The 19,011-nt window shown below is 37.0% G+C and carries 23 protein-coding genes; 22 read left to right on the top strand and 1 reads right to left on the bottom strand.

The annotated features are described in order from the left end of the window. Positions 1 to 19: 19 nt before the first annotated feature. The 17 genes from AC4PRO_RS14770 (at position 20) to AC4PRO_RS14850 (ending at position 11,293) form a co-directional block, all read left to right on the top strand. Positions 20 to 391, top strand: coding sequence for a hypothetical protein (locus AC4PRO_RS14770; protein WP_492117892.1), 372 nt, complete (start codon positions 20 to 22; stop codon positions 389 to 391). After that, positions 391 to 759, top strand: coding sequence for a hypothetical protein (locus AC4PRO_RS14775; RefSeq protein ID WP_492117893.1), 369 nt, complete (start codon positions 391 to 393; stop codon positions 757 to 759). Before AC4PRO_RS14770 ends, AC4PRO_RS14775 begins: the two co-directional genes overlap by 1 nt. A gap of 218 nt (positions 760 to 977) precedes the next feature. Further along, a complete protein-coding gene (locus AC4PRO_RS14780; RefSeq protein ID WP_492117894.1) occupies positions 978 to 2,948 on the top strand; it encodes a phage tail tape measure protein in 1,971 nt (656 codons plus the stop codon). Beyond that, on the top strand, positions 2,945 to 3,604 hold the full coding sequence (locus AC4PRO_RS14785) for a DUF6046 domain-containing protein (protein ID WP_492117895.1): 660 nt from the start codon (positions 2,945 to 2,947) through the stop codon (positions 3,602 to 3,604). The genes AC4PRO_RS14780 and AC4PRO_RS14785 overlap by 4 nt, the downstream gene beginning before the upstream one ends. Continuing rightward, positions 3,601 to 4,566 carry a hypothetical protein gene (locus tag AC4PRO_RS14790; RefSeq protein ID WP_492117896.1) on the top strand — a complete coding sequence of 322 codons (966 nt, stop codon included), beginning with the start codon at positions 3,601 to 3,603 and terminating at the stop codon, positions 4,564 to 4,566. The genes AC4PRO_RS14785 and AC4PRO_RS14790 overlap by 4 nt, the downstream gene beginning before the upstream one ends. Continuing rightward, positions 4,563 to 5,120 (top strand): hypothetical protein, encoded by a 558-nt coding sequence (locus AC4PRO_RS14795; RefSeq protein WP_492117897.1) that lies wholly within the window; start codon positions 4,563 to 4,565, stop codon positions 5,118 to 5,120. The genes AC4PRO_RS14790 and AC4PRO_RS14795 overlap by 4 nt, the downstream gene beginning before the upstream one ends. Further along, positions 5,113 to 5,385 (top strand): hypothetical protein, encoded by a 273-nt coding sequence (locus AC4PRO_RS14800; RefSeq protein WP_492117898.1) that lies wholly within the window; start codon positions 5,113 to 5,115, stop codon positions 5,383 to 5,385. The genes AC4PRO_RS14795 and AC4PRO_RS14800 overlap by 8 nt, the downstream gene beginning before the upstream one ends. A gap of 4 nt (positions 5,386 to 5,389) precedes the next feature. Next, positions 5,390 to 5,758 carry a hypothetical protein gene (locus AC4PRO_RS14805; protein WP_492117899.1) on the top strand — a complete coding sequence of 123 codons (369 nt, stop codon included), beginning with the start codon at positions 5,390 to 5,392 and terminating at the stop codon, positions 5,756 to 5,758. Then, positions 5,736 to 6,035 carry a hypothetical protein gene (locus tag AC4PRO_RS14810; protein WP_492117900.1) on the top strand — a complete coding sequence of 100 codons (300 nt, stop codon included), beginning with the start codon at positions 5,736 to 5,738 and terminating at the stop codon, positions 6,033 to 6,035. The genes AC4PRO_RS14805 and AC4PRO_RS14810 overlap by 23 nt, the downstream gene beginning before the upstream one ends. Position 6,036: 1 nt before the next feature. Further along, a complete protein-coding gene (locus AC4PRO_RS14815; protein ID WP_492117901.1) occupies positions 6,037 to 6,867 on the top strand; it encodes a nucleotidyltransferase in 831 nt (276 codons plus the stop codon). Next, positions 6,857 to 7,327 carry a hypothetical protein gene (locus tag AC4PRO_RS14820; RefSeq protein ID WP_492117902.1) on the top strand — a complete coding sequence of 157 codons (471 nt, stop codon included), beginning with the start codon at positions 6,857 to 6,859 and terminating at the stop codon, positions 7,325 to 7,327. The genes AC4PRO_RS14815 and AC4PRO_RS14820 overlap by 11 nt, the downstream gene beginning before the upstream one ends. Next, positions 7,320 to 8,135 carry a hypothetical protein gene (locus AC4PRO_RS14825; RefSeq protein ID WP_492117903.1) on the top strand — a complete coding sequence of 272 codons (816 nt, stop codon included), beginning with the start codon at positions 7,320 to 7,322 and terminating at the stop codon, positions 8,133 to 8,135. The genes AC4PRO_RS14820 and AC4PRO_RS14825 overlap by 8 nt, the downstream gene beginning before the upstream one ends. Positions 8,136 to 8,137: 2 nt before the next feature. Further along, a complete protein-coding gene (locus AC4PRO_RS14830; RefSeq protein ID WP_492117904.1) occupies positions 8,138 to 8,842 on the top strand; it encodes a hypothetical protein in 705 nt (234 codons plus the stop codon). Between the two features lie 10 nt (positions 8,843 to 8,852). Continuing rightward, complete coding sequence (locus tag AC4PRO_RS14835; protein ID WP_492117905.1) at positions 8,853 to 9,131, top strand: hypothetical protein; 279 nt, start codon at positions 8,853 to 8,855, stop codon at positions 9,129 to 9,131. Positions 9,132 to 9,147: 16 nt separating this feature from the next. Continuing rightward, positions 9,148 to 9,678 (top strand): phage tail protein, encoded by a 531-nt coding sequence (locus tag AC4PRO_RS14840; RefSeq protein WP_492117906.1) that lies wholly within the window; start codon positions 9,148 to 9,150, stop codon positions 9,676 to 9,678. 26 nt (positions 9,679 to 9,704) lie between these two features. Beyond that, positions 9,705 to 10,232, top strand: a complete 528-nt coding sequence (locus tag AC4PRO_RS14845) for a phage tail protein (protein WP_492117907.1) — start codon at positions 9,705 to 9,707, stop codon at positions 10,230 to 10,232. 212 nt (positions 10,233 to 10,444) lie between these two features. Beyond that, the gene (locus AC4PRO_RS14850) at positions 10,445 to 11,293 is read left to right on the top strand and encodes a DNA adenine methylase (RefSeq protein WP_492117908.1); all 849 of its coding nucleotides are present in this window, start codon (positions 10,445 to 10,447) and stop codon (positions 11,291 to 11,293) included. 119 nt (positions 11,294 to 11,412) lie between these two features. On the opposite strand, the gene AC4PRO_RS14855 is transcribed toward AC4PRO_RS14850, so the two are convergent. Next, positions 11,413 to 13,167 (bottom strand): tyrosine-type recombinase/integrase, encoded by a 1,755-nt coding sequence (locus AC4PRO_RS14855; protein ID WP_492117909.1) that lies wholly within the window; start codon positions 13,165 to 13,167, stop codon positions 11,413 to 11,415. A 250-nt stretch (positions 13,168 to 13,417) separates the two neighbouring features. On the opposite strand from AC4PRO_RS14855, the gene AC4PRO_RS14860 reads away from it, so the two are divergent. From AC4PRO_RS14860 to AC4PRO_RS14880, 5 genes are all read left to right on the top strand, one after another. After that, positions 13,418 to 13,558: a hypothetical protein gene (locus AC4PRO_RS14860; RefSeq protein ID WP_175460307.1), complete on the top strand. Its 141-nt coding sequence runs from the start codon at positions 13,418 to 13,420 to the stop codon at positions 13,556 to 13,558. Positions 13,559 to 14,132: 574 nt separating this feature from the next. Next, positions 14,133 to 15,227, top strand: a complete 1,095-nt coding sequence (locus AC4PRO_RS14865; protein WP_074724678.1) for an ice-binding family protein — start codon at positions 14,133 to 14,135, stop codon at positions 15,225 to 15,227. A gap of 442 nt (positions 15,228 to 15,669) precedes the next feature. Next, a complete protein-coding gene (tgt, locus tag AC4PRO_RS14870; RefSeq protein ID WP_492117910.1) occupies positions 15,670 to 16,800 on the top strand; it encodes a tRNA guanosine(34) transglycosylase Tgt in 1,131 nt (376 codons plus the stop codon). 73 nt (positions 16,801 to 16,873) lie between these two features. Beyond that, positions 16,874 to 17,962, top strand: a complete 1,089-nt coding sequence (locus tag AC4PRO_RS14875) for an LptF/LptG family permease (protein ID WP_492117911.1) — start codon at positions 16,874 to 16,876, stop codon at positions 17,960 to 17,962. Beyond that, the gene (locus tag AC4PRO_RS14880; protein WP_492117912.1) at positions 17,949 to 18,866 is read left to right on the top strand and encodes a DMT family transporter; all 918 of its coding nucleotides are present in this window, start codon (positions 17,949 to 17,951) and stop codon (positions 18,864 to 18,866) included. Before AC4PRO_RS14875 ends, AC4PRO_RS14880 begins: the two co-directional genes overlap by 14 nt. Positions 18,867 to 19,011: the final 145 nt, after the last annotated feature.

A 19,011-nucleotide genomic window follows, 5' to 3' on the forward strand; every position in this document is an offset into this window, starting at 1 on the left:
GGGGTGGAACTCTGTCACTATGAATATACTAGGGCGTGATGCCCAGGGTATTTCTGAAATATCCTATGATGACGAAGTTCCTAAAGAACTCATTAAAGGAGCAGGTAAATTCTCTGTAGGAGTTGGAGAAGGTGATTATAACGCAAAGTTTGGATTGAAGCTTTACCAAGAGGAAGTAATCGCACTTATGGATGCATTACCTCCGGGTGTGCGTATGCAGGATATATTACCCTTTGATGTGATTGTGCAATATGCGTATAATACTCGTATTTATAAAGACATCATTCGTAATGTGGAAATTACCAAAGTGGGGAAAGCAGTAAAACAAGGAGATAAAACCGTGGAGCAAACACTTGAGGTGATTTGTTCTCACATAGACTGGAACGTATAATGGAAAAGAAAACACAAGATATCGAAGTAGTAGAAACGCCAATCTTCCCGATTGGCTATTTAGACGATAATCAATTAGCGGCTTTGAAATCGCAAAAGAAAGTAAAGTACATTCATGAGGTAATCACAGCCAATGAGGATGATGAGCATCATGTTACCTACTTCACTAAACCAACAATGGATCAGTTGCAAATGTTAGCTTCTTATGCTAAAAAAGACCAGTCTGAGGAAGGTATGGAAATTCTTTTCAATACCTGCCGTGTGGCTGGTTCTGACGAAGTGCTTACTGATGACGAAATGAAAGTTTCGGCATTCAAAGCATTAGCCGGAATCTTTAAAAGAAGGGAAGCCGTTATAAAAAAGCGATAGCAGATGAAAGCATCTCATCTGACGATCCTTATGACTTTTACAGGCGCGGTAATGCTTTAATAAGAAGTTATTTTAATAGAGGTCCTGAAAAGCTTTCTCTTAAAAAATGGACGACACTATACCACGAGGCGATGTATTTAAAAACATTAGATGCAGAAATTCAAACCAACTTATTCACTAAAATTTTTGGAGGGAAACCCGAAGAGCAAGATTAACCCATGGCAGATCAAGAAACGAATTGGATATTAAAGTTAGTTAACGAAATCACCGCTCCTGTAAAGGAAGTAACGGCGGGTGTGAAGTTAATGGAACAAGCTATCGAAAACGTGGACAAAGAAGTCGTTAAGATGGGTAATGACTCGGAAAAGGCTTTTAAAAAGTCGAATGATTCTTTGCGACTTTTAGCAGCTCAAGCAGGCGCACAAGCTTTAACTAATTTGGGACAACCCTTATTAGACGGTGCGCAAGGGGCGTACGCTTATGATGCTTCGCTCAAAGAATTGTCTGCCATTACTGGTGTTGTTGGCGATAACTTGGATTTGATTGGTAGCAATGCCCGTCAAAGTGCCAAAGACCTTGGAGGCGATGCCGCTGAATCGGTTAAAAGTTATACCCTATTGCTTTCTAAACTAGCTCCCGAAATTGCCGAAAACCCAAAGGCTTTGGATATGATGGGGCACAGTATTGGTTTACTGGGTGAAACCATGCACGGGGATTTAATAGGTGCGACCAATGCGGCATCAAGTGCCATGAACCAATTTGGCGTTGACTTAACAAACCCTGAAGAAGCGGCAAAACAAATGGATTTGATGTTGAACCAAATGGTGTCGTCTGCCAAAGTTGGTTCTCAAGAAGTGGATCAGGTTGCGGCGGCTTTGGACGCATCGGGAGCGGTGGCAAAAAACGCCAACGTTTCGTTTGCAGAAACCAACGGAGCTTTGCAAGTTCTTGGGAAATTTGGAAAAGAAGGAGCTGAAGGTGGTGTCGCTTTGCGTAATGTGTTGTCTATTTTGGGTAAAGAGGAATTTTTGCCAAAAGAAGTTAGAAAACAATTGCAAGGCGCAGGTGTCGATGTCTCCATTTTGGCAGACAAAAACAGAAGCCTAGCCGATAGATTGACCGAACTTAAAAAGCTAGCCGGTAAAGATGCACTATTAGGTGCGATGTTTGGTCAAGAAAACACAGTCGCTATAACAGGCTTGTTAGGTAATGTCGATTTATTGAAACAATATACTAATGACATTGTAAACGATCAAACAGCACTTGCTGATATGGCAGGTACAATGGGTACCAGTTACCAAGAGCAAAAAGATAGAATTGTTTCCTATTTTGATGATATCAAATTGAGTATTTATGGAGCTACGGGTTCGATGTTACCGTTTATTGATGTTGGTATGCAAGGCGTTTTGGGGATGATTAACCTCGCACCTGGTGTTCTTGCGATGGTTAATATGGTAACGTTATTAAAGGAGGCTACTATTTTACAAACGGCAGCGCAATGGGCTTTAAATATTGCAATGGATGCCAACCCGATTGGGTTAATAATCGCAGCGGTAGCAGTTTTAATAGGTAGTATCGTTGCGTTAATAAGTTATTGGGATGAATGGGGTGCTGCAGCAACATTAGCTCTTTCTTATATTTTTCCACCATTAGGTTTAATCATTGGCTTAGTTCAGAGTTTTAGAATGCATTGGGATAGTATTACGGATGCTTTCTCAAACGGCGGTATTATATCAGGAATTAAGCGGATTGGTCTTGTATTACTTGACACCTTGTTATATCCAGTGCAACAATTACTGGAGATACTCGCACACATTCCGGGGCTTGGTACTTTGGCGGGTGGTGGGGCTAAAATCATCAATGAAATTAGAACCAATCTACAACTTACTGAGGGTGATCCGAAAAAGGAAAAAGCAAAAGCGAAGGAAGAAAAGAAGCTTAAGGCGACCGATCATGATTTTAAACAACCACCATTACCGGGTTTTGTAAAATCTCCAAGTTCGATTGGTTCTGGTGATGCTAAAGGGGGAAACTCTGGAGCGGGTAAAATTATCAACATGACTCTTAACGTAATCAACAACTTCAATATCAAGGAAGGTGGCTTTATGAAGAACAAAGAGGAAATAGTGGATTATGTAGTAGGTAGAATGAATGACAGTTTAAAGGACGCATTAATAACAGCAGGATGATAGAACTAGGATTTAGCGTACCGCTTTCGGGCTTGTTTCAAGAGGTGTTTGGTGTTCGTATTGGTGGTATGTACCGCCCTGAGGTTGGCGATGGAGCGGATGACCCCACGACAAAGGCCTCTTATTTTGGGGTTCAGTATGTTGATGATACAACAGCGAAGCAATTGAGCCAATTTGGTACGCCTATTATTTATCCTATTGAGTTTGGCGCTTTTCGATACAAAAAGTACAATGATAAAGGCGAAATAGTAGACGCTGATATGAGTGATTTTCGTTTGCCAGTTGCTTCTATTGTTTCTTTTAAAAGAGATAAGGTTATGGGCGAAACCAAAATGAATGGCGGTTATGGTACAGTCAAAGAAATTTACGGTTTTGATAATTTTCAGGTAACAATTAACGGTTTTTTGATTCCAGACAGCACTCAACCTCAAGGTTTATTTACACCATTAGACCAAGAAAAAGAATTACAAAAATGGGATGATTTGGCATCCTCTATTGAAGTGTTTGGGGAGTTATTCGATGCAAAAAAAATAAGAAACCTAACTATTAAGGGAATGAACTTTGAGCCTATGCGTGGGCGTCCAAATATTAGAGCCTTTACCATTAATGCGGTTAGCGATGAACCAATAGAACTGAATATAAAAAGCGGGTTATGACATTAGCAATGGTTTCGAAAATAGTGTTTCCTGAAACGGACGTTCATGGCGAAATAGTTATTAGGAAAGCTAATGCTGTGAAAATTGAAAGCTCATGGGAAACATTGACAGATACAGCAACAATTGTATTGCCACGTAATGTCAAGGATTTTGATAAAATCAATGTGAAGTCAGTTTTTAAAAAAGGTGACCCTGTTGAAATTTATCTAGGCTATGATGAAAAGTTATTATTAGAATTTACTGGTTTTATAAGTGAAGTGTCGGCAGATATCCCGATAAAAATAAAGTGTGATGACTTTATGTATTTGCTTAAAAAACACACGGTAAATGTGTCGATGCGATCTACCAAATTGCTTGACCTGATAAAACTAATTGTTCCTGCAGGGATTGAATATGATGTTGCTGATATGAATTTAGGAACAAAACGTTTTCCAAATACTACTGCAGCAAAGATATTAGAGGAACTGCAAGGAGAAAATATCTACTCCTATTTTGTAGGTAAAAAGTTGATTGTTGGTAAAATATACAGTGATAATAAAGAAGACGCTGTAGTATTCAACTTTTCTCAAAATGTAGTTGATAATGCGCTGCAGTATAAGAATAAAGAGGATGTTATTGTTAAAATAATAGCGACCTCGACACTACCAAAAGGAAAGAAGCTAAAAGCGGAGTTTGGTGATGATTTTGGACAGGAACAACATTTGAGTTATTACAACATTACGCTTGAGGCGGAATTGTTGAAGTTGGCAAAAGCCGATTATGATAAATATAAGGTAGAAGGTTTTGAAGGAAATATAACGGCGTTTGGAATACCATCTGTAAAGCACGGAATGAAAGCCCAAGTGATCAGTTACCAATACCCAGATAGAAAGGGTTTGTATTTTATTAAAAAAGTAGTTAAGGAGTTTGATGACAGTCCGAAATACCGTCAGATAATTGATTTAGATAAAAAAGCAGAATGAGCAAACATTTAATAGAATTTAGAAAATTACTTACTGAAAAGATGCACAATAAGGTGCCTATCCAGACGGAGTGGGTAAAAGTGAGTTCTGTTGACTGGGAAGATAAAACAATGGTTGCAATAGGCGAAAGCAATGGCTTAGAATATTTTGATGTTCTGCTTGGGTTAGGTTCTTTGAATATAAGGCCAAAAGTAGAAAGTTTGGCTTTAGTGGGTTCTATCCATAATGGAGAAGCCTGTTTTATGATTTCCTGTGAGGAAATGGAAGAAATAGAGCTGATTGATAAAACAGGGTTTAAATTGAGTTTAAACAATGGTTTATTACTGATTAATGGAGACGAATACGGGGGAATTGTTAACGCCAAAGAGTTGAAAACGCAACTGGATAAAAATACTTTGATTTTGGAAAAAATACAAACGGTTTTTCAAAGTTGGGTTGCAGTGCCTAACGATGGCGGAGCGTCATTAAAAACATTGGTAACTGAGTTTGTTTCATTGGAACGAACGGATTTAGACAATATTGAAAACACAACAATACAACACGGCAATGGCTAAAGATATACTACTGGACCAGGGAAACGATTTACTAATTATCAACGGTGATTTTGCCATTGGTGAAAGCGAATTACAAGAGGTGGGAATCATTTTGCAAATGAGTCAAGGCGAATGGAAAAGTGACCCAATGATGGGAGCCAATTTAACGACTAATATAAGAGGTGTTCAAAATGATGCTAAAATTAAACGCCACATTGAAAAACAATTGGAGTTGGATGGTAAAAGTTACGACTTGATAAAAGATAGGTTAACGCAAAAAATATAATTAAATGGAGTTGATATTGAATAACATAGGTGTTCTTTTAGGAGCTATTGGAGGTACGGGTCTATTTACTTTTTTGTTTGCAAAAAGTAAATACCAAGTAGATGTTTTGCAAGCGAAAGAAAATGCGGAAACAACTGCTATTGACAACGATGTAAAATTATCTGGACACTATAAAGAGATTCTCGATGACTTAAAACAACGATATGAATCTAGATATCAAGAGTACGACGGAATGATGCAGCGGAAAATTTCTCTACTTGAAGAGGAAAACAAGCTGAAGGATAGAAAAATAAAATTACAGCAGATTGAAATTGTTGAGTTGAAACGAGAAAACCGAACCTTAAAAGCCAATGCAAAAGCAAGTAATACATAATCAATCCTTATTTGATGTCGCTATTCAAGAAGACGGCAGCGTTATGGCCGCGTTTGAGAGGGCTTTTATAAATGGATTATCATTAACGGATGAATTAGCACCAGGACAACAATTAATTGATCCTATTTCAGTCTTTAAAAATAGGGATGTTGCTAACTATTTTGAAGGTAAAAATCAAATGATAGCCACAGGCTTCAACGGATCAGATAACACCGATATCATACCGCACCTCGGTATAGGAACAATGGCAATTGAATCAACATTTATAATTAGTTAACATGGCTAGAAATATATACGACATACAGCAACAAATGTTTAATGCAATTACCGCAGACGAAACTTTGGCTGGATTGAACTCTACTAGTAGGGTTTCAATTTTTCGTCTTTTTGTTCTTATGGTTGCATACCCTATTTGGTTACTCGAAACTTTATTTGACACCCATAAAAAGGAAGTATCTGAAGTAATTATTAACGATAAAGCGCACCGCCCGAGTTGGTACAGAACCAAAGCTTTGGCGTTTCAGTACGGATTCGATTTGATTCCCGATACTGATAATTACGACAATACAGGTTATACTGCTGAAGAGATCGAATCTTCAAAAATTATAAAATATTGTGCGGTTTCTAAGGGTGGGCAAAAGTTCTTAAAGATAGCAAAAGAAGTTGGAGGGGTTTTGATACCGCTGACCGATGAAGAAAAAGATGCTTTCATTGCTTATATGGATGAAATAGCCGATTGGGGAGTCGACTATTACATAATCAATCATTTGCCCGATATTTTGGCACTGACTTTACAAATATTCCGTGATCCTTTAGTGCTGAATAGCGAAGGAATGAGTATTCGAAAGGGAACATATCCTGTGCAGGATGCCATTTTAGAGTATATGAAAGAGCTGCCATTCGATGGCGAATTAGTGTTGTTTGATTTAGAAACAAAGATAAAAACAGTAGAAGGCGTGCGAATTCCTGAAATTGTCAATGCCGAAAGTCAAGCGATTGATATTAGTACTGGCAATTATTCAGATCCACAACCAATTACCGTGAAAACAGTTCCTGAAAGCGGGTATTTTACAATTCCAAATTTTGACAACGTGACTTATGTGGTATAAAGTAGACTGGGACAGATTGATTTTGTTGCTGTTGCCAACATTCTTGCGAAAGCCTGTTTTGTTTGGTTACACCAGGGCATTGCTTTCGCCTGTTGTAAGCCTGCATGATGAATGGAAGTTAGAGCGAGAGGATAATTTGCGAAAGCTATCCTATAATAGTCAAAAATGCTATTTACGAAAGGCGCTAAATGACAAAAGCGACAATGACAAGAGGCGTATCTATTTAGAAAAAGTACCACCAACTGAGAATGTATATATCTATACAGAACCTGAGGATTTAGACTTGTATTTAGATACGATCTATCTCGATTTAGACTATACCGAAGGCGGTGAAACGGTTAACGGTGTTGTCTTTGTTCCTCTTGAGTTTAAAGACACGGATAAAATGCACGAAATCATAGCAACATTAGAATTTTACATATTGGCAACTATTAGCTACAAAATACAATATTATGAATAATCAAGATTTTGGAATTATAAACGGTTTTCCACTCAATCAAGCTGCGCTTGACCGTATGCAAACGGCCTATTCAGTTTTCAATGCGCTCGGTAATATTATTGGCGAAACGGCTATTATTTCTGGGTGTACAAAACCTGTTGGTTCGTCGACTGTGAGCGATGGAGTCGTGTTCGTGAATGGTGAAATTTTTACATTCAAAGGAGGCGTCGAACAATCAAAAGTCATCATTAAAGAAGAGATTATACCTTTGGTTTATAAAAATAAAAATGCCTATCCTGCTGTAAAAATTCGTTACGTGAAGTTTGGAACGGGAGTTGGTCAAATGGATTGGGCAGATTTTAAGCGCGGTTTTGCTACAAAAGACATTGTTGCAGGATTACTAGGTAAGGCAGATCAGAATTCGTTTAATGCGCTTGCTGATGCTTTTGCATTGGTTTACACTAAGATGTTAACGATTGAGGAAGGCGCTAAAAAGAACCTACAGCCTAACTGGAACCAAACGGACAATACTAAGGATGATTATATAAAAAATAAACCAGGTACAATAAGCTATTTAGCTAAGGGCACATTTGCTGTGGGTGACGTTTTGGGATCAGACAATTTAAAAACGGTAAGCTTTCCTACTGTAGGGACTAACAACTACATGGTCGTGGGTTGTATGGTTTCCACGAGCAGTAACTACGACAATGACAATGACGTGATTTGGATGGTTCGTGAAAAAGGGAACTCTTCTTTTAAATTGGCTCTTAGAGAAATTTCAGGAGTTGTACAAAATTTAAGTTTTGAATATATTTTAATACCACTATAAAAATGGCAGATAAAAACACAGTTAAAAATTGGTTTAAAACGGGTTTAAAACCAACACAGGCACAGTTCTGGTCATTCTTTGACTCGATATGGTTTAAAGGAGAAAAAATACCTGTAGCAGATATTGAAGGTATCGAAGGGATTTTGAATGCTAAGGCAGAAGCGGAAGTGTTGACGCATCACTTGACTGATGTGGCGGCGCACGCTGCGGAGTTTGCCCAAATAAATCAATTAATATCCGAACAAATTGATAGTATAAGTAACAATAAGTCTAGAGTAATATACATAACTCCAGTTGACATATCAGCGTATACTGAAGGAACTCTAGAAGATAAGATTTGTAAATATGTAAATAGTTTAAATTATTTAAAATTAGCTACTGATTCTGATATAGTTGTAGAATTCGAGGAAGCAGTTGTTGATAATGTTGTTGGTTCAATTACGGGTTTTGATTTTATTTCAAGTACACTGACCTATGAAGTTAACATTGATGTTCGAAATAGAATGTATAGCTGTGGTGGTTATGACGGTGTTACTCTTTGGGTTAAATATTTTAATAACCTAGGGTATCAAGAAATAGGTATAGCTACATATCCAAGCGGAACAATTCAGCCTTTAAACGTTGGTGATAAAATTAAACTAGTGGATTATAACGGTGAATTTTTAGAATCCGCTGAATTCATAATAGTTGATAATACACCACAATAAACTAAAAAACATGAAAAGACAATATAGAATAATAAATATTGGAAAAGGTGTTTTAAACTTGACCAAAGACAATTTACACAAGATAGAAGTTCAGGATGTATCTCTATTTGCCACAACTGAATATGTTGACCAAATGAATAACTACAATATTTTTTTTGTGGATTCTTTTAATGGCATAAATTCTGAGGGGGCATTTCAATCTAGGTCGAAACCCTATAAAGACATTTCTTATATCCAATCTCTCTCTGAATACAATAGTAGTGTTCATTTAATAATAGTAATCAAGTAACTTTAAATTTTTTTATATGCAACCATTTATTTCAGAAATTCGCTGTTTAGCAACACCTACCACTCCTACGGGATGGATGAAGTGTGAAGGACAAACATTATTAATTGCCACACACCCCTCTTTGTTTTCCGTTATAGGAATTAATTATGGTGGTAACGGAACTACCGATTTCAAGATTCCAGATTTAAGAGATAGGGCAATTATTGGTACATCAGAAACAAAACCTATTGGTACATCTGGAGGTAGTGATGCAATTATATTAGTAGAAGCAAATCTACCAACACATAGCCACGATTTAAAAGTAAGCTCCTTAGCCAAAACACTGGAAACTCCCACTACAGGAGCCGCCATTTCAAAAGGATCATTTGTGGATAGTACTAGTACTGTAGTTAATGTAGGTTCTTTCAACAACTCAACCCCAGATGTTACATTAAACACATCTTCTATAGGGAGTACAGGCTCAGCAACTCCCGTACCAACGCAGTCTCCTTACTTAGCTATGAACTACTTTATTTCCCTATATGGAGTATTACCCGTAATAGAATAAATCAATAATTTAAACCAAATATAATTATGTATATCTCAGACATAAGGTGTTTAGCTACTCCTTTCACTCCTAAGGGGTGGATGAAGTGCGAAGGACAAACACTATTAATTGCCACATACCCCTCATTGTTCTCCGTAATCGGAATTGCTTATGGGGGTAACGGAACTACCGATTTCAAAATTCCAGATTTAAGAGATAGGGCAATAGTCGCTATGTCAGAAACAAAACCTATTGGTACATCAGGAGGTAGTGATGCAATTACATTAGTAGAAGCAAATCTACCAACACATAGCCACGATTTAAAAGTAAGCTCCTTAGCCAAAACAATGGATACTCCAACTACAGGGGTTTCACTAAGTAAAAAAGGGTTTAATGAAGGACGAGTTATAACCCAAGTAGGTTCTTTCAACAACTCAACCCCAGATGTTACATTAAACACATCTTCTGTAGGGAGTACAGGTTCAGCAACTCCCATAAGTAATAATTCTCCTTATGTAGCTATGAATTACTTTATATCATTGAATGGGGAGTTACCAGTTTTGGAAGTTCAGTAGTTAAAAAGAATATGAAATTTTAATGAATTAATTCTCAGGAGGACGGGAAGTAAAAATAGTCCTCCAACAATTAAAAACTTCTCACGGTAATTTAATTAAGCACAAAGCCACAGCGTTGGAGGACATAAGTCTTCTATGCTGTGGCTTTTGTATGTTATAAATTATCGTGAGAGCTGCAAATATAGAATAATCAATCATTAATCAAAAATCGAATGGAAACAAAAAAGAAAATTTTCACGACAGCACCTTTGCCTTTTATGGGGCAAAAACGCAAATTTCTAAAGCAGTTTAAAGCCGCTTTAAAGCAATACCCTGACAATGCGGTCTATGTAGATCTATTTGGCGGCAGCGGGTTGCTAAGTCATACCGTTAAATCTGTTTACCCAGAGGCAACGGTAATTTATAATGATTTTGATAATTTTAGAGAACGTCTTGAGAATATCGATAAGACTAATCTACTTATTGAAGATTTAAGGGTTATTTTAAACGATTATCCAAAAGACAGTCGAATCATTGGGTGTACAAGAGATAGTGTAATAGCGTGTGTTAAATTAGCTCAGGAGAGTGGCTATGTTGATTATATTACATTGTCTTCTAGTATTTTGTTTAGTATGAAGTACGTGCTCTCGTTTGAACAATTAGAAAAGGAGACGCTTTATAATTGCGTTAGAAAGTCCAATTATAGCGGTGTGGGCTATCTTGATGGCATTGAAGTAGTGAGCCAATGCTATAAAGAGTTGTTTGGAAACTATAAAGAGACCGCTAACGTGGTGTTTTTAGTTGACCCACCATACCTATCAACTGATGCCGGAACGTATAAGAGTTACTGGAAACTAAGGGACTATCTAGACGTCCTACAGGTGTTGGATGGTACAAATTACTTTTACTTCACGTCTAACAAGTCGTCTATCATTGAGCTGTGCGAGTGGATTGAGACTAAAATGCCTATGAGTAATCCGTTTACTGGTGCTGCTGTGGAGTCTATGAATGCGACGGTTAACTACAACTCAAGCTATACGGATATCATGCTTTATAAGCAATGGACGCAGAACGTTAGTTAATGTTGGTTTAATTAGGGTTTAAACTTAGTTTAAAAGCCTGTGCAGTTGATGCGCAGGCTTTTGTTTTTTTTTGATACTTTTCGTTGTGTTTTTATGTACTTTTGGTTTTTCCGATTATACTAGTCACTAAGTTTTTTCTTATTATTTTCATCTACTAAGCGATCCAGTGGACTTGCTATTTTATCGGTAGCCATTTTTGAAACATGTGTGTATATCGTGGTGGTTTTGATACTGGCGTGACCTAAAAACTTTTGAATGTATCTAATGTCTGTTCCGCTCTCTAATAAATGGGTGGCAAAGCTATGTCGCAGTGTGTGCACGGTAGCTTTCTTTGATAAACCAGATTTTTTTAATGCTGCTCGCATCACTTGCTGTGCGCTGCCTGTGCTATAAGGCTCACCTGCATACTGCCCTTCAAAAACATATTTACTGGGTTGGTATAATTTCCTGTAATAATCCAGTGAACTCACAATAGAGTAGGGTAACATGACCATACGGTCTTTCTTGCCTTTGGCATCTTTAATATGAATTTTATGCTCTGAGAATAAGATGTCGCGCCACTCTAGCGTCACGATCTCACTTACACGCAAGCCTGCTCCATAGCCTATTAACAATAATAATTTATGTTTTGGGTTGTCTACCGCTCTAAATATTTGCAAACATTCTTCCATTGTTAATACTGAGGGTAATTTTTTTTCCTTCTTTGGACGGGGAATATTGAGTTCAAAACCTTTTTGATGTTCTATTTGCTGGTAGTAAAATAATAGCGCATTGACCATACTATGTCCCGAAGCTGCCGATAAACCGCGCTCCATAAGAGAGGCTAAGTATTTTGTAATTTCTTTTTGGGTAATCGTATGCGGGTCTTTAAACTGGTGATCACGCAAGAATTTTAGAAAGGAACTCGTATAGGTTCGCATCGTGGAACTACTATAATTGTAGGCCAAAATAGTGTCTACTAGTAACGAAATGTACTCATGTGCTGCATCTGGAACTTGATTGAATAATTGTGCTTTGGTTTTGCTTAAATCGAGCTGTTTCCTGTTAGGTATGTTTTGTTTCATCAAATACCCCTTTGGAAGCTGGCTGCTCACAAGGACTTGATGGGGTTCAAACTGCATGACCATCGCCTCATATACGCTTGGTGCCGCAGGAAGTAAATAACAATCTTTGATGGTGCTAAAACGAGCCATAGAGAAGCGTTTTATCTTTTCGCGCAATACAAGAAAGGGTGGCATATACACTTCCATCCATTTAGGATCCTCTTGATGTGGTCTAATTACAATGGATTCGCCCTGAAAGACAGTTTCGTTTTTATAATAATCATTTTCAGGAAAAAACGCAGGGGAGTCAAGTATTTTTTCTACCAGCGTTTGCACATTTGCATGTCTTAAAGCCATGTAAACTTTATAATTGACATTCCAATAGACTCCTTTTGTGGCTAGTAATTGTCTGCTAATATGCTGGAAATACTGCATCTTGAAAACCCAATATTTGCCTAAATTAGGCAATAACTCTAAACGCAAATTAGGTGCTAACGAATTAGTTTTCGTTATATGTTCAGGGTTATTCAGCACTGTTGCTGCGTCTAACTGAAGTTCGCTTTTGGCTATGGCTGGAAGGTCACGGCTTATGGTAAGGCCGGCCAGCAGTTGCGTTTCATTATTTTTTGGGTTGTCTATAACCAAATCTTCAAAGGATTGGCTTATCAGCTTATAATTGACAGCAGTGTAATCAAAATACCAACAGCGGAGCGACTGACTATATGTACTTCCCAATTTTTTTAATTGAGAAATTGTAGCGCTATCGTACTTAAAAAAAAGTCCGATGCGATCTGCATCACGATGCCAAATCTTTTTTACAATTATTTGCATAAGGCGTATATGAAACAACTAAAATACTACTTTATAAGTAATAATAGACTATAATTTATTGGCTTTTAATGGAATAGGATAAAAAATAATTGGCTATTTTAAATTTAAATGTATTTGTATATTCTAAAAGTGGCTGTGCGTAAGGGATAGAAGTGGAAATCCTCTCTTGCCTTGTCTCGTTTTAAAACGAGACAAGGCAAGAGAGATTATAACATATAGCCCGACCTGAGTGAAATTGCGAAGCGGAACGATGAAGCAATCACGAAGGGTACGCCCAAATAATTTTAGAACAGTAATTTATGATTTTACTTTTGATGCTACTGATGGTGGTTTTGGTATAGAAAAAAACGATGAACTCGCGAATCTAATTAATAAAAAAAAGTTGAAGTGAAAATTGCAACTTAATAAAAAATAGAACTAGCGCACTACATTACTTATAATCTCTTTTATTTATTGGAAGTGGTATCAATTAAGTGAATTATTAAAAAACAAACAAACTTTAAATTCCAAAAATGGAAGGAACTCCTTTCACACAGAAGGTCTTTTTAGAAATACTAGTAGTACCATAAATAGCAGTAAAGGTAATACACAAAAGAAAAAATAGAGCGCTATTTTTACTTCAAAATGCATCTGTACTAAATTACGACCAAATTAATCCAGTTGCTAAAAAACTAGAGTATAAACCGTGGTACAATAGACAATCGTATAGTTGCACATTTTTGTGAAGAAGAAATTAATCGAAAGTAAGCTTCGAAAAAACGAAATTTGCATCTAGGGATAATGAATTTCCCAGATGTTCCTTCTTATATAGGATAGCAATTCTTTAATGACAGATACCATTTTAGGCTGATAAAAGGAAAGCGTGAATTATGTAACTTAACGATATTGTTATGTAACATGAAACATATAAAGCAATCCTACATTTGCAATGTGATAATTTCGAAACTTCACAAATACATATAAACATGAAAATTAAAAATTTATTATCGTCCTGTGCAATAGTAATGGTTGTCTTATTTACGGGTTGTTCAAATGATGACAACACGCAATCGACTCCGGCTCCAACTCCGGCCCCAACTCCAACTGTGACTTCAACTAGCCCTTTAAATAGTGATACAAATGTAGCGAGAAATAAAGTTGTTTCTGTAGACTTTAGTATCGCAATGGATGCATCAACTATTAATAGTACAACGTTTACAGTAAAACAAGCAGGAACCACAGTATTAGGTGCAGTTTCATATTCAGGTACTACTGCAAAGTTTGTTCCAGCAACTGTACTTGCAGCTAATACACTTTATACAGCTACACTAACTACAGGAGTAAAAAGTGCAGATGGAAAAGCTCTTAGCGCTAACAAGCAATGGGAATTTACAACAACGGCTAATGCGGCGGTTGGCTTAGCAGCTGTTAGTCTTGGTTCAGCAGGGAATTATGTAATTCTTGCAAAAACTACAATTACTAACGTACCAACGTCTGTAATTACAGGAGATCTAGGACTAAGTCCAGCAGCTACCTCGTTTATTACAGGATTATCTTTAACAGATTTTACAGGTTATGCAAAGGCAGCACAAGTTACCGGAAAAGTATTTGCTGCTGACATGGTTACTCCAACTTCATCTAATCTTACTACTGCGGTTGAAAATATGATTACAGCTTACAATGATGCCGCAGGACGTCCTTCTCCTGATGTTCTCAATTTGGGAGCAGGTAATATTGGGGGGCAAATATTATCTCCAGGTCTTTATAAATGGACTAGCTCTGTAACCGTACCAGCAAATATAACCATTTCAGGATCAGCAGATGATGTGTGGATTTTCCAGATTTCAGGTGATTTAGCTATGAGTGCTGCAACAAAAGTAACTTTAGTAGGTGGAGCCAAAGCTTCTAATATTTTCTGGCAGGTAGCTGGTAAAGCATCTTTTGGAAGTACGTCTCATTTTGAAGGTATTATCTTGTCAAAAACAGGAATAACTTTTCAAACAGGAGCATCTTTTAATGGAAGAGCTTTAGCGCAAACTGCTGTAATTCTTGATGGAAACACAGTAGTACAACCACAATAAAGTATAGTATAAAATAATGTTGAAAGAGGTGTTCCCGTGGAGCGCCTCTTTTTATGTTTAGTAACATCACAATCGCTGGTTTGCTTCTGTGTTTGGATGCATTCTGATCGCTATCAGGAAGTATGACCAGAGTGAGATTGTGAAGCAGAACGAGGAAGCAATCATGAAGGGTATGCCTAAATGATTTTAGATTTATGATTTTGCTTTTGAGGCTACCGATGGGGTACAAACAACAGAAAGTTTTATAGTACAACCTTGTTTTTGGCAGGAAATTCTAAAACTTAACTAATTTTTGTAATTATCTAATTTTGCAATTGTCGAATTAACCTATCTTTGCCCACTGAAAAAAGCATCTATGAAATGAGCTATGATAATCTTAATGTAAAAAAAGAGATTGCTAGCGAATTACATATGACGGCAAAAAAAACAATAAAAGAAACAGATGAAGTTTGATTTATTAGAAAAAGATCCGCAGACGAAAGCCAGAGCGGGAAGCATTACTACTGATCACGGTGTTATTGAAACACCTATTTTTATGCCCGTTGGTACCGTAGCCTCTGTAAAAGGGGTACATCAAAGGGAATTGAAAGAAGATATAAACCCAGATATTATCTTGGGAAACACCTATCATTTATATTTACGGCCTCAAATGGAGATCCTAGAGAAAGCCGGTGGTTTGCATAAATTCATGAATTGGGATCGTAATATTTTGACGGATTCTGGTGGATACCAAGTGTATTCGCTTTCGGCAAATAGAAAAATAAAGGAAGAAGGGGTGAAGTTTAAATCGCATATTGACGGTTCGTTTCACTTTTTTACACCAGAGAATGTGATGGAAATTCAGCGTACCATTGGTGCCGATATTATCATGGCATTTGATGAATGTACACCATATCCTTGTGATTACCGTTATGCGCAACGCTCGATGAAAATGACACACCGCTGGTTAGACCGATGTGTGAGCCATTTAGAAACAGTGCCTGTAAAATATGGATATGACCAAGCTTTTTTTCCTATTGTGCAGGGAAGTTGTTACAAAGACTTACGTCAACAATCAGCAGAATATATCGCTAACAGCAACCAAGTAGGAAACGCCATTGGAGGACTTTCAGTAGGGGAACCAGCAGAAGAGATGTATGCCATGACCGAAATAGTTTGCGAAATTTTGCCAGAAGACAAACCCCGTTACCTTATGGGCGTGGGAACTCCGATAAATATTTTGGAAAATATAGCCTTGGGAGTTGATATGTTTGACTGTGTGATGCCTACTCGTAACGCTAGAAATGGAATGTTATTTACGGCTAACGGTACGATTAACATCAAAAACAAAAAATGGGCAGATGATTTTTCTCCTATTGACGAAATGGCAATCACTTATGTGGATACAGAGTACACTAAAGCCTATTTGCGTCACTTGTTTGCTGCTAATGAATATTTGGGAAAACAAATTGCGACGATCCATAATCTTGGATTTTATATGTGGTTGGTTCGTGAGGCCAGAAAACATATCTTAGCAGGAGATTTTAGAACATGGAAAGAAATGATGGTTCGTAACATGAGTCAGAGACTGTAATACATTTTAATCGATGGGCTGTTTAATCAAATAGGCAGCTCACTGATAGATTGATTTAATCAAATTAGCCTTTATGCTTTCAATAATTGATAAATATATTCTGAAAAGATACTTGGCCACTTTTGCGGCCATGTTGCTTATGTTTATTCCTATCGGGATTGTTATTGATGTCTCAGAAAAGGTGAATAAGATGATTGAAAACAAGGTGCCCATTTTAGATATTGCGATCTATTATTATCATTTCACGATTTATTTTGCCAATTCGTTGTTTCCAATATTTCTGTTTTTATCGATTATTTGGTTTACCTCAAAACTGGCCAATAATACAGAAATCATTGCGATTTTAAGTTCGGGGATTTCATTTACACGTTTTTTAAGACCCTATATTATTGGGGCTTCGCTTATTTCTGTTTTTGTTTTAATCATGGGATTCTATGTAGTTCCAGCATCGAGTGAAGGCTTTAACAATTTTAGGTACACGTATCTAAGAGGAGGTGGTCAGGAAGCGATGAGAGGGGATAATACGGATGTATACCGCCAGATAAACGACAACGAATTTCTCTACGTGAATAGTTTCAATACGGTTTCTAAAGTCGCCTTTAATTTTGCCCTAGAGAGATTTGATAAAGAGAAATTAGTTTCTAAAGTTACTGCTAGCAGAATAAAATGGAATCCGCAGGACAGTACGTATACCATGTATGATTATACTAAAAGAACAGTAGGCGTATTAGGGGATAAGATTGAAAAAATTCCTGAGAAAAAGACCAAATTCAGTTTTGATCTCGAAGATTTGACACCCGTAATCTATATCGCAGAAACCTTGAGCTTGGATAAACTGTATCAATTTATTGATAAAGAAAAAAAGCGGGGTTCTTCTAATATCAACATCTATATGGTGGTTTTGTATAAAAAGTACAGCGTTCCTGTTTCGGCATTTATTTTAACGATAATCGCCGTTTCTGTTTCTTATAAAAAAAGAAGGGGAGGGATGGGGATGAACCTGACCATAGGTATTGCGATTGCTTTTGGCTACGTATTTTTTGATAAAATATTTGGTACGTTAGCCGAGAAATCTACGTTTTCGCCACTACTGGCAGTATGGTTTCCTAACATTATTTTCGGAATATTAGCAATATTTTTACTACGCAATGCAAAACGATAAGTTAAAAAGTTACATCAACCTTCATCTAATTGTCTTTATTTGGGGTTTCACGGCTATTTTAGGGGCGCTAATTACAATTACTGCCGATGCTATTGTGTGGTATCGCATGTTCTTAGCGGCAGCATTCTTATTCGTTTTTATCCTTTTTAAGAAAAAATCCTTCCGAATTCCATTAAGCTCCTTTTTGAAATTAATTTTTGTGGGATTCTTGATTGCGATGCACTGGATAACTTTTTTTCATGCCATCCATGTTTCTAATGTTTCCATTACCCTTTCTGTTTTTTCATTGGGTGCTTTTTTTGCTTCTTTGCTGGAGCCGCTGTTTTATGGTCGAAAAGTGTTGTGGTACGAAGTATTCTTTGGACTCATAATAATAGCTGGATTAGGCATGATCATGAAAGTAGAGGTGAATTACCTAAACGGAATGTTGTACGCATTGGTTTCGATTATTTTAGGGGTTTTGTTCACTCTTATGAACGGGAAATTAATTAAAAATCATGACGCTACCGTAATCTCTTTTTATGAGTTCATGGCGGGTGTGTTTTTTATATCTCTTTATTTTTTGTACCAAAATAAATTCACCGCAGACTTCTTTGTACTCAGCTTTAATAACTGGATTCTTATGTTGATTTTAGCATCAATTTGTACGGCTTATGCTTTTACGGCTTCTGTAAAAGTGATGGAAAAACTGAGTCCGTACACAGTAATGTTAACTACGAATTTAGAACCGGTGTACGGCATTATTTTGGCCTATTTTATCATTGGCGGAAAAGAAAAAATGAGTTTTTCCTTTTATATTGGCGCTGTAATTATAATCATAACGGTAATATTAAACGGGATTATCAAACACAAGACCGGTAAAAAGGAACTTGCCAATACTACCAACACAGACCTACTAATGTAATATAAGTGTGATTAATTTGCGCGAAACTTGCTATCCGTTTTCAGGAGGAAGAGCAGTTATTCATTCGATAGAAAAAGCAACAATTTATACCAAACGAATTTATGTTTTAGTACTAAAACCTTAGTATAATGTCAATGTAATGTGA

The organism is Flavobacterium sp. DW-iso2 (assembly GCF_058725285.1).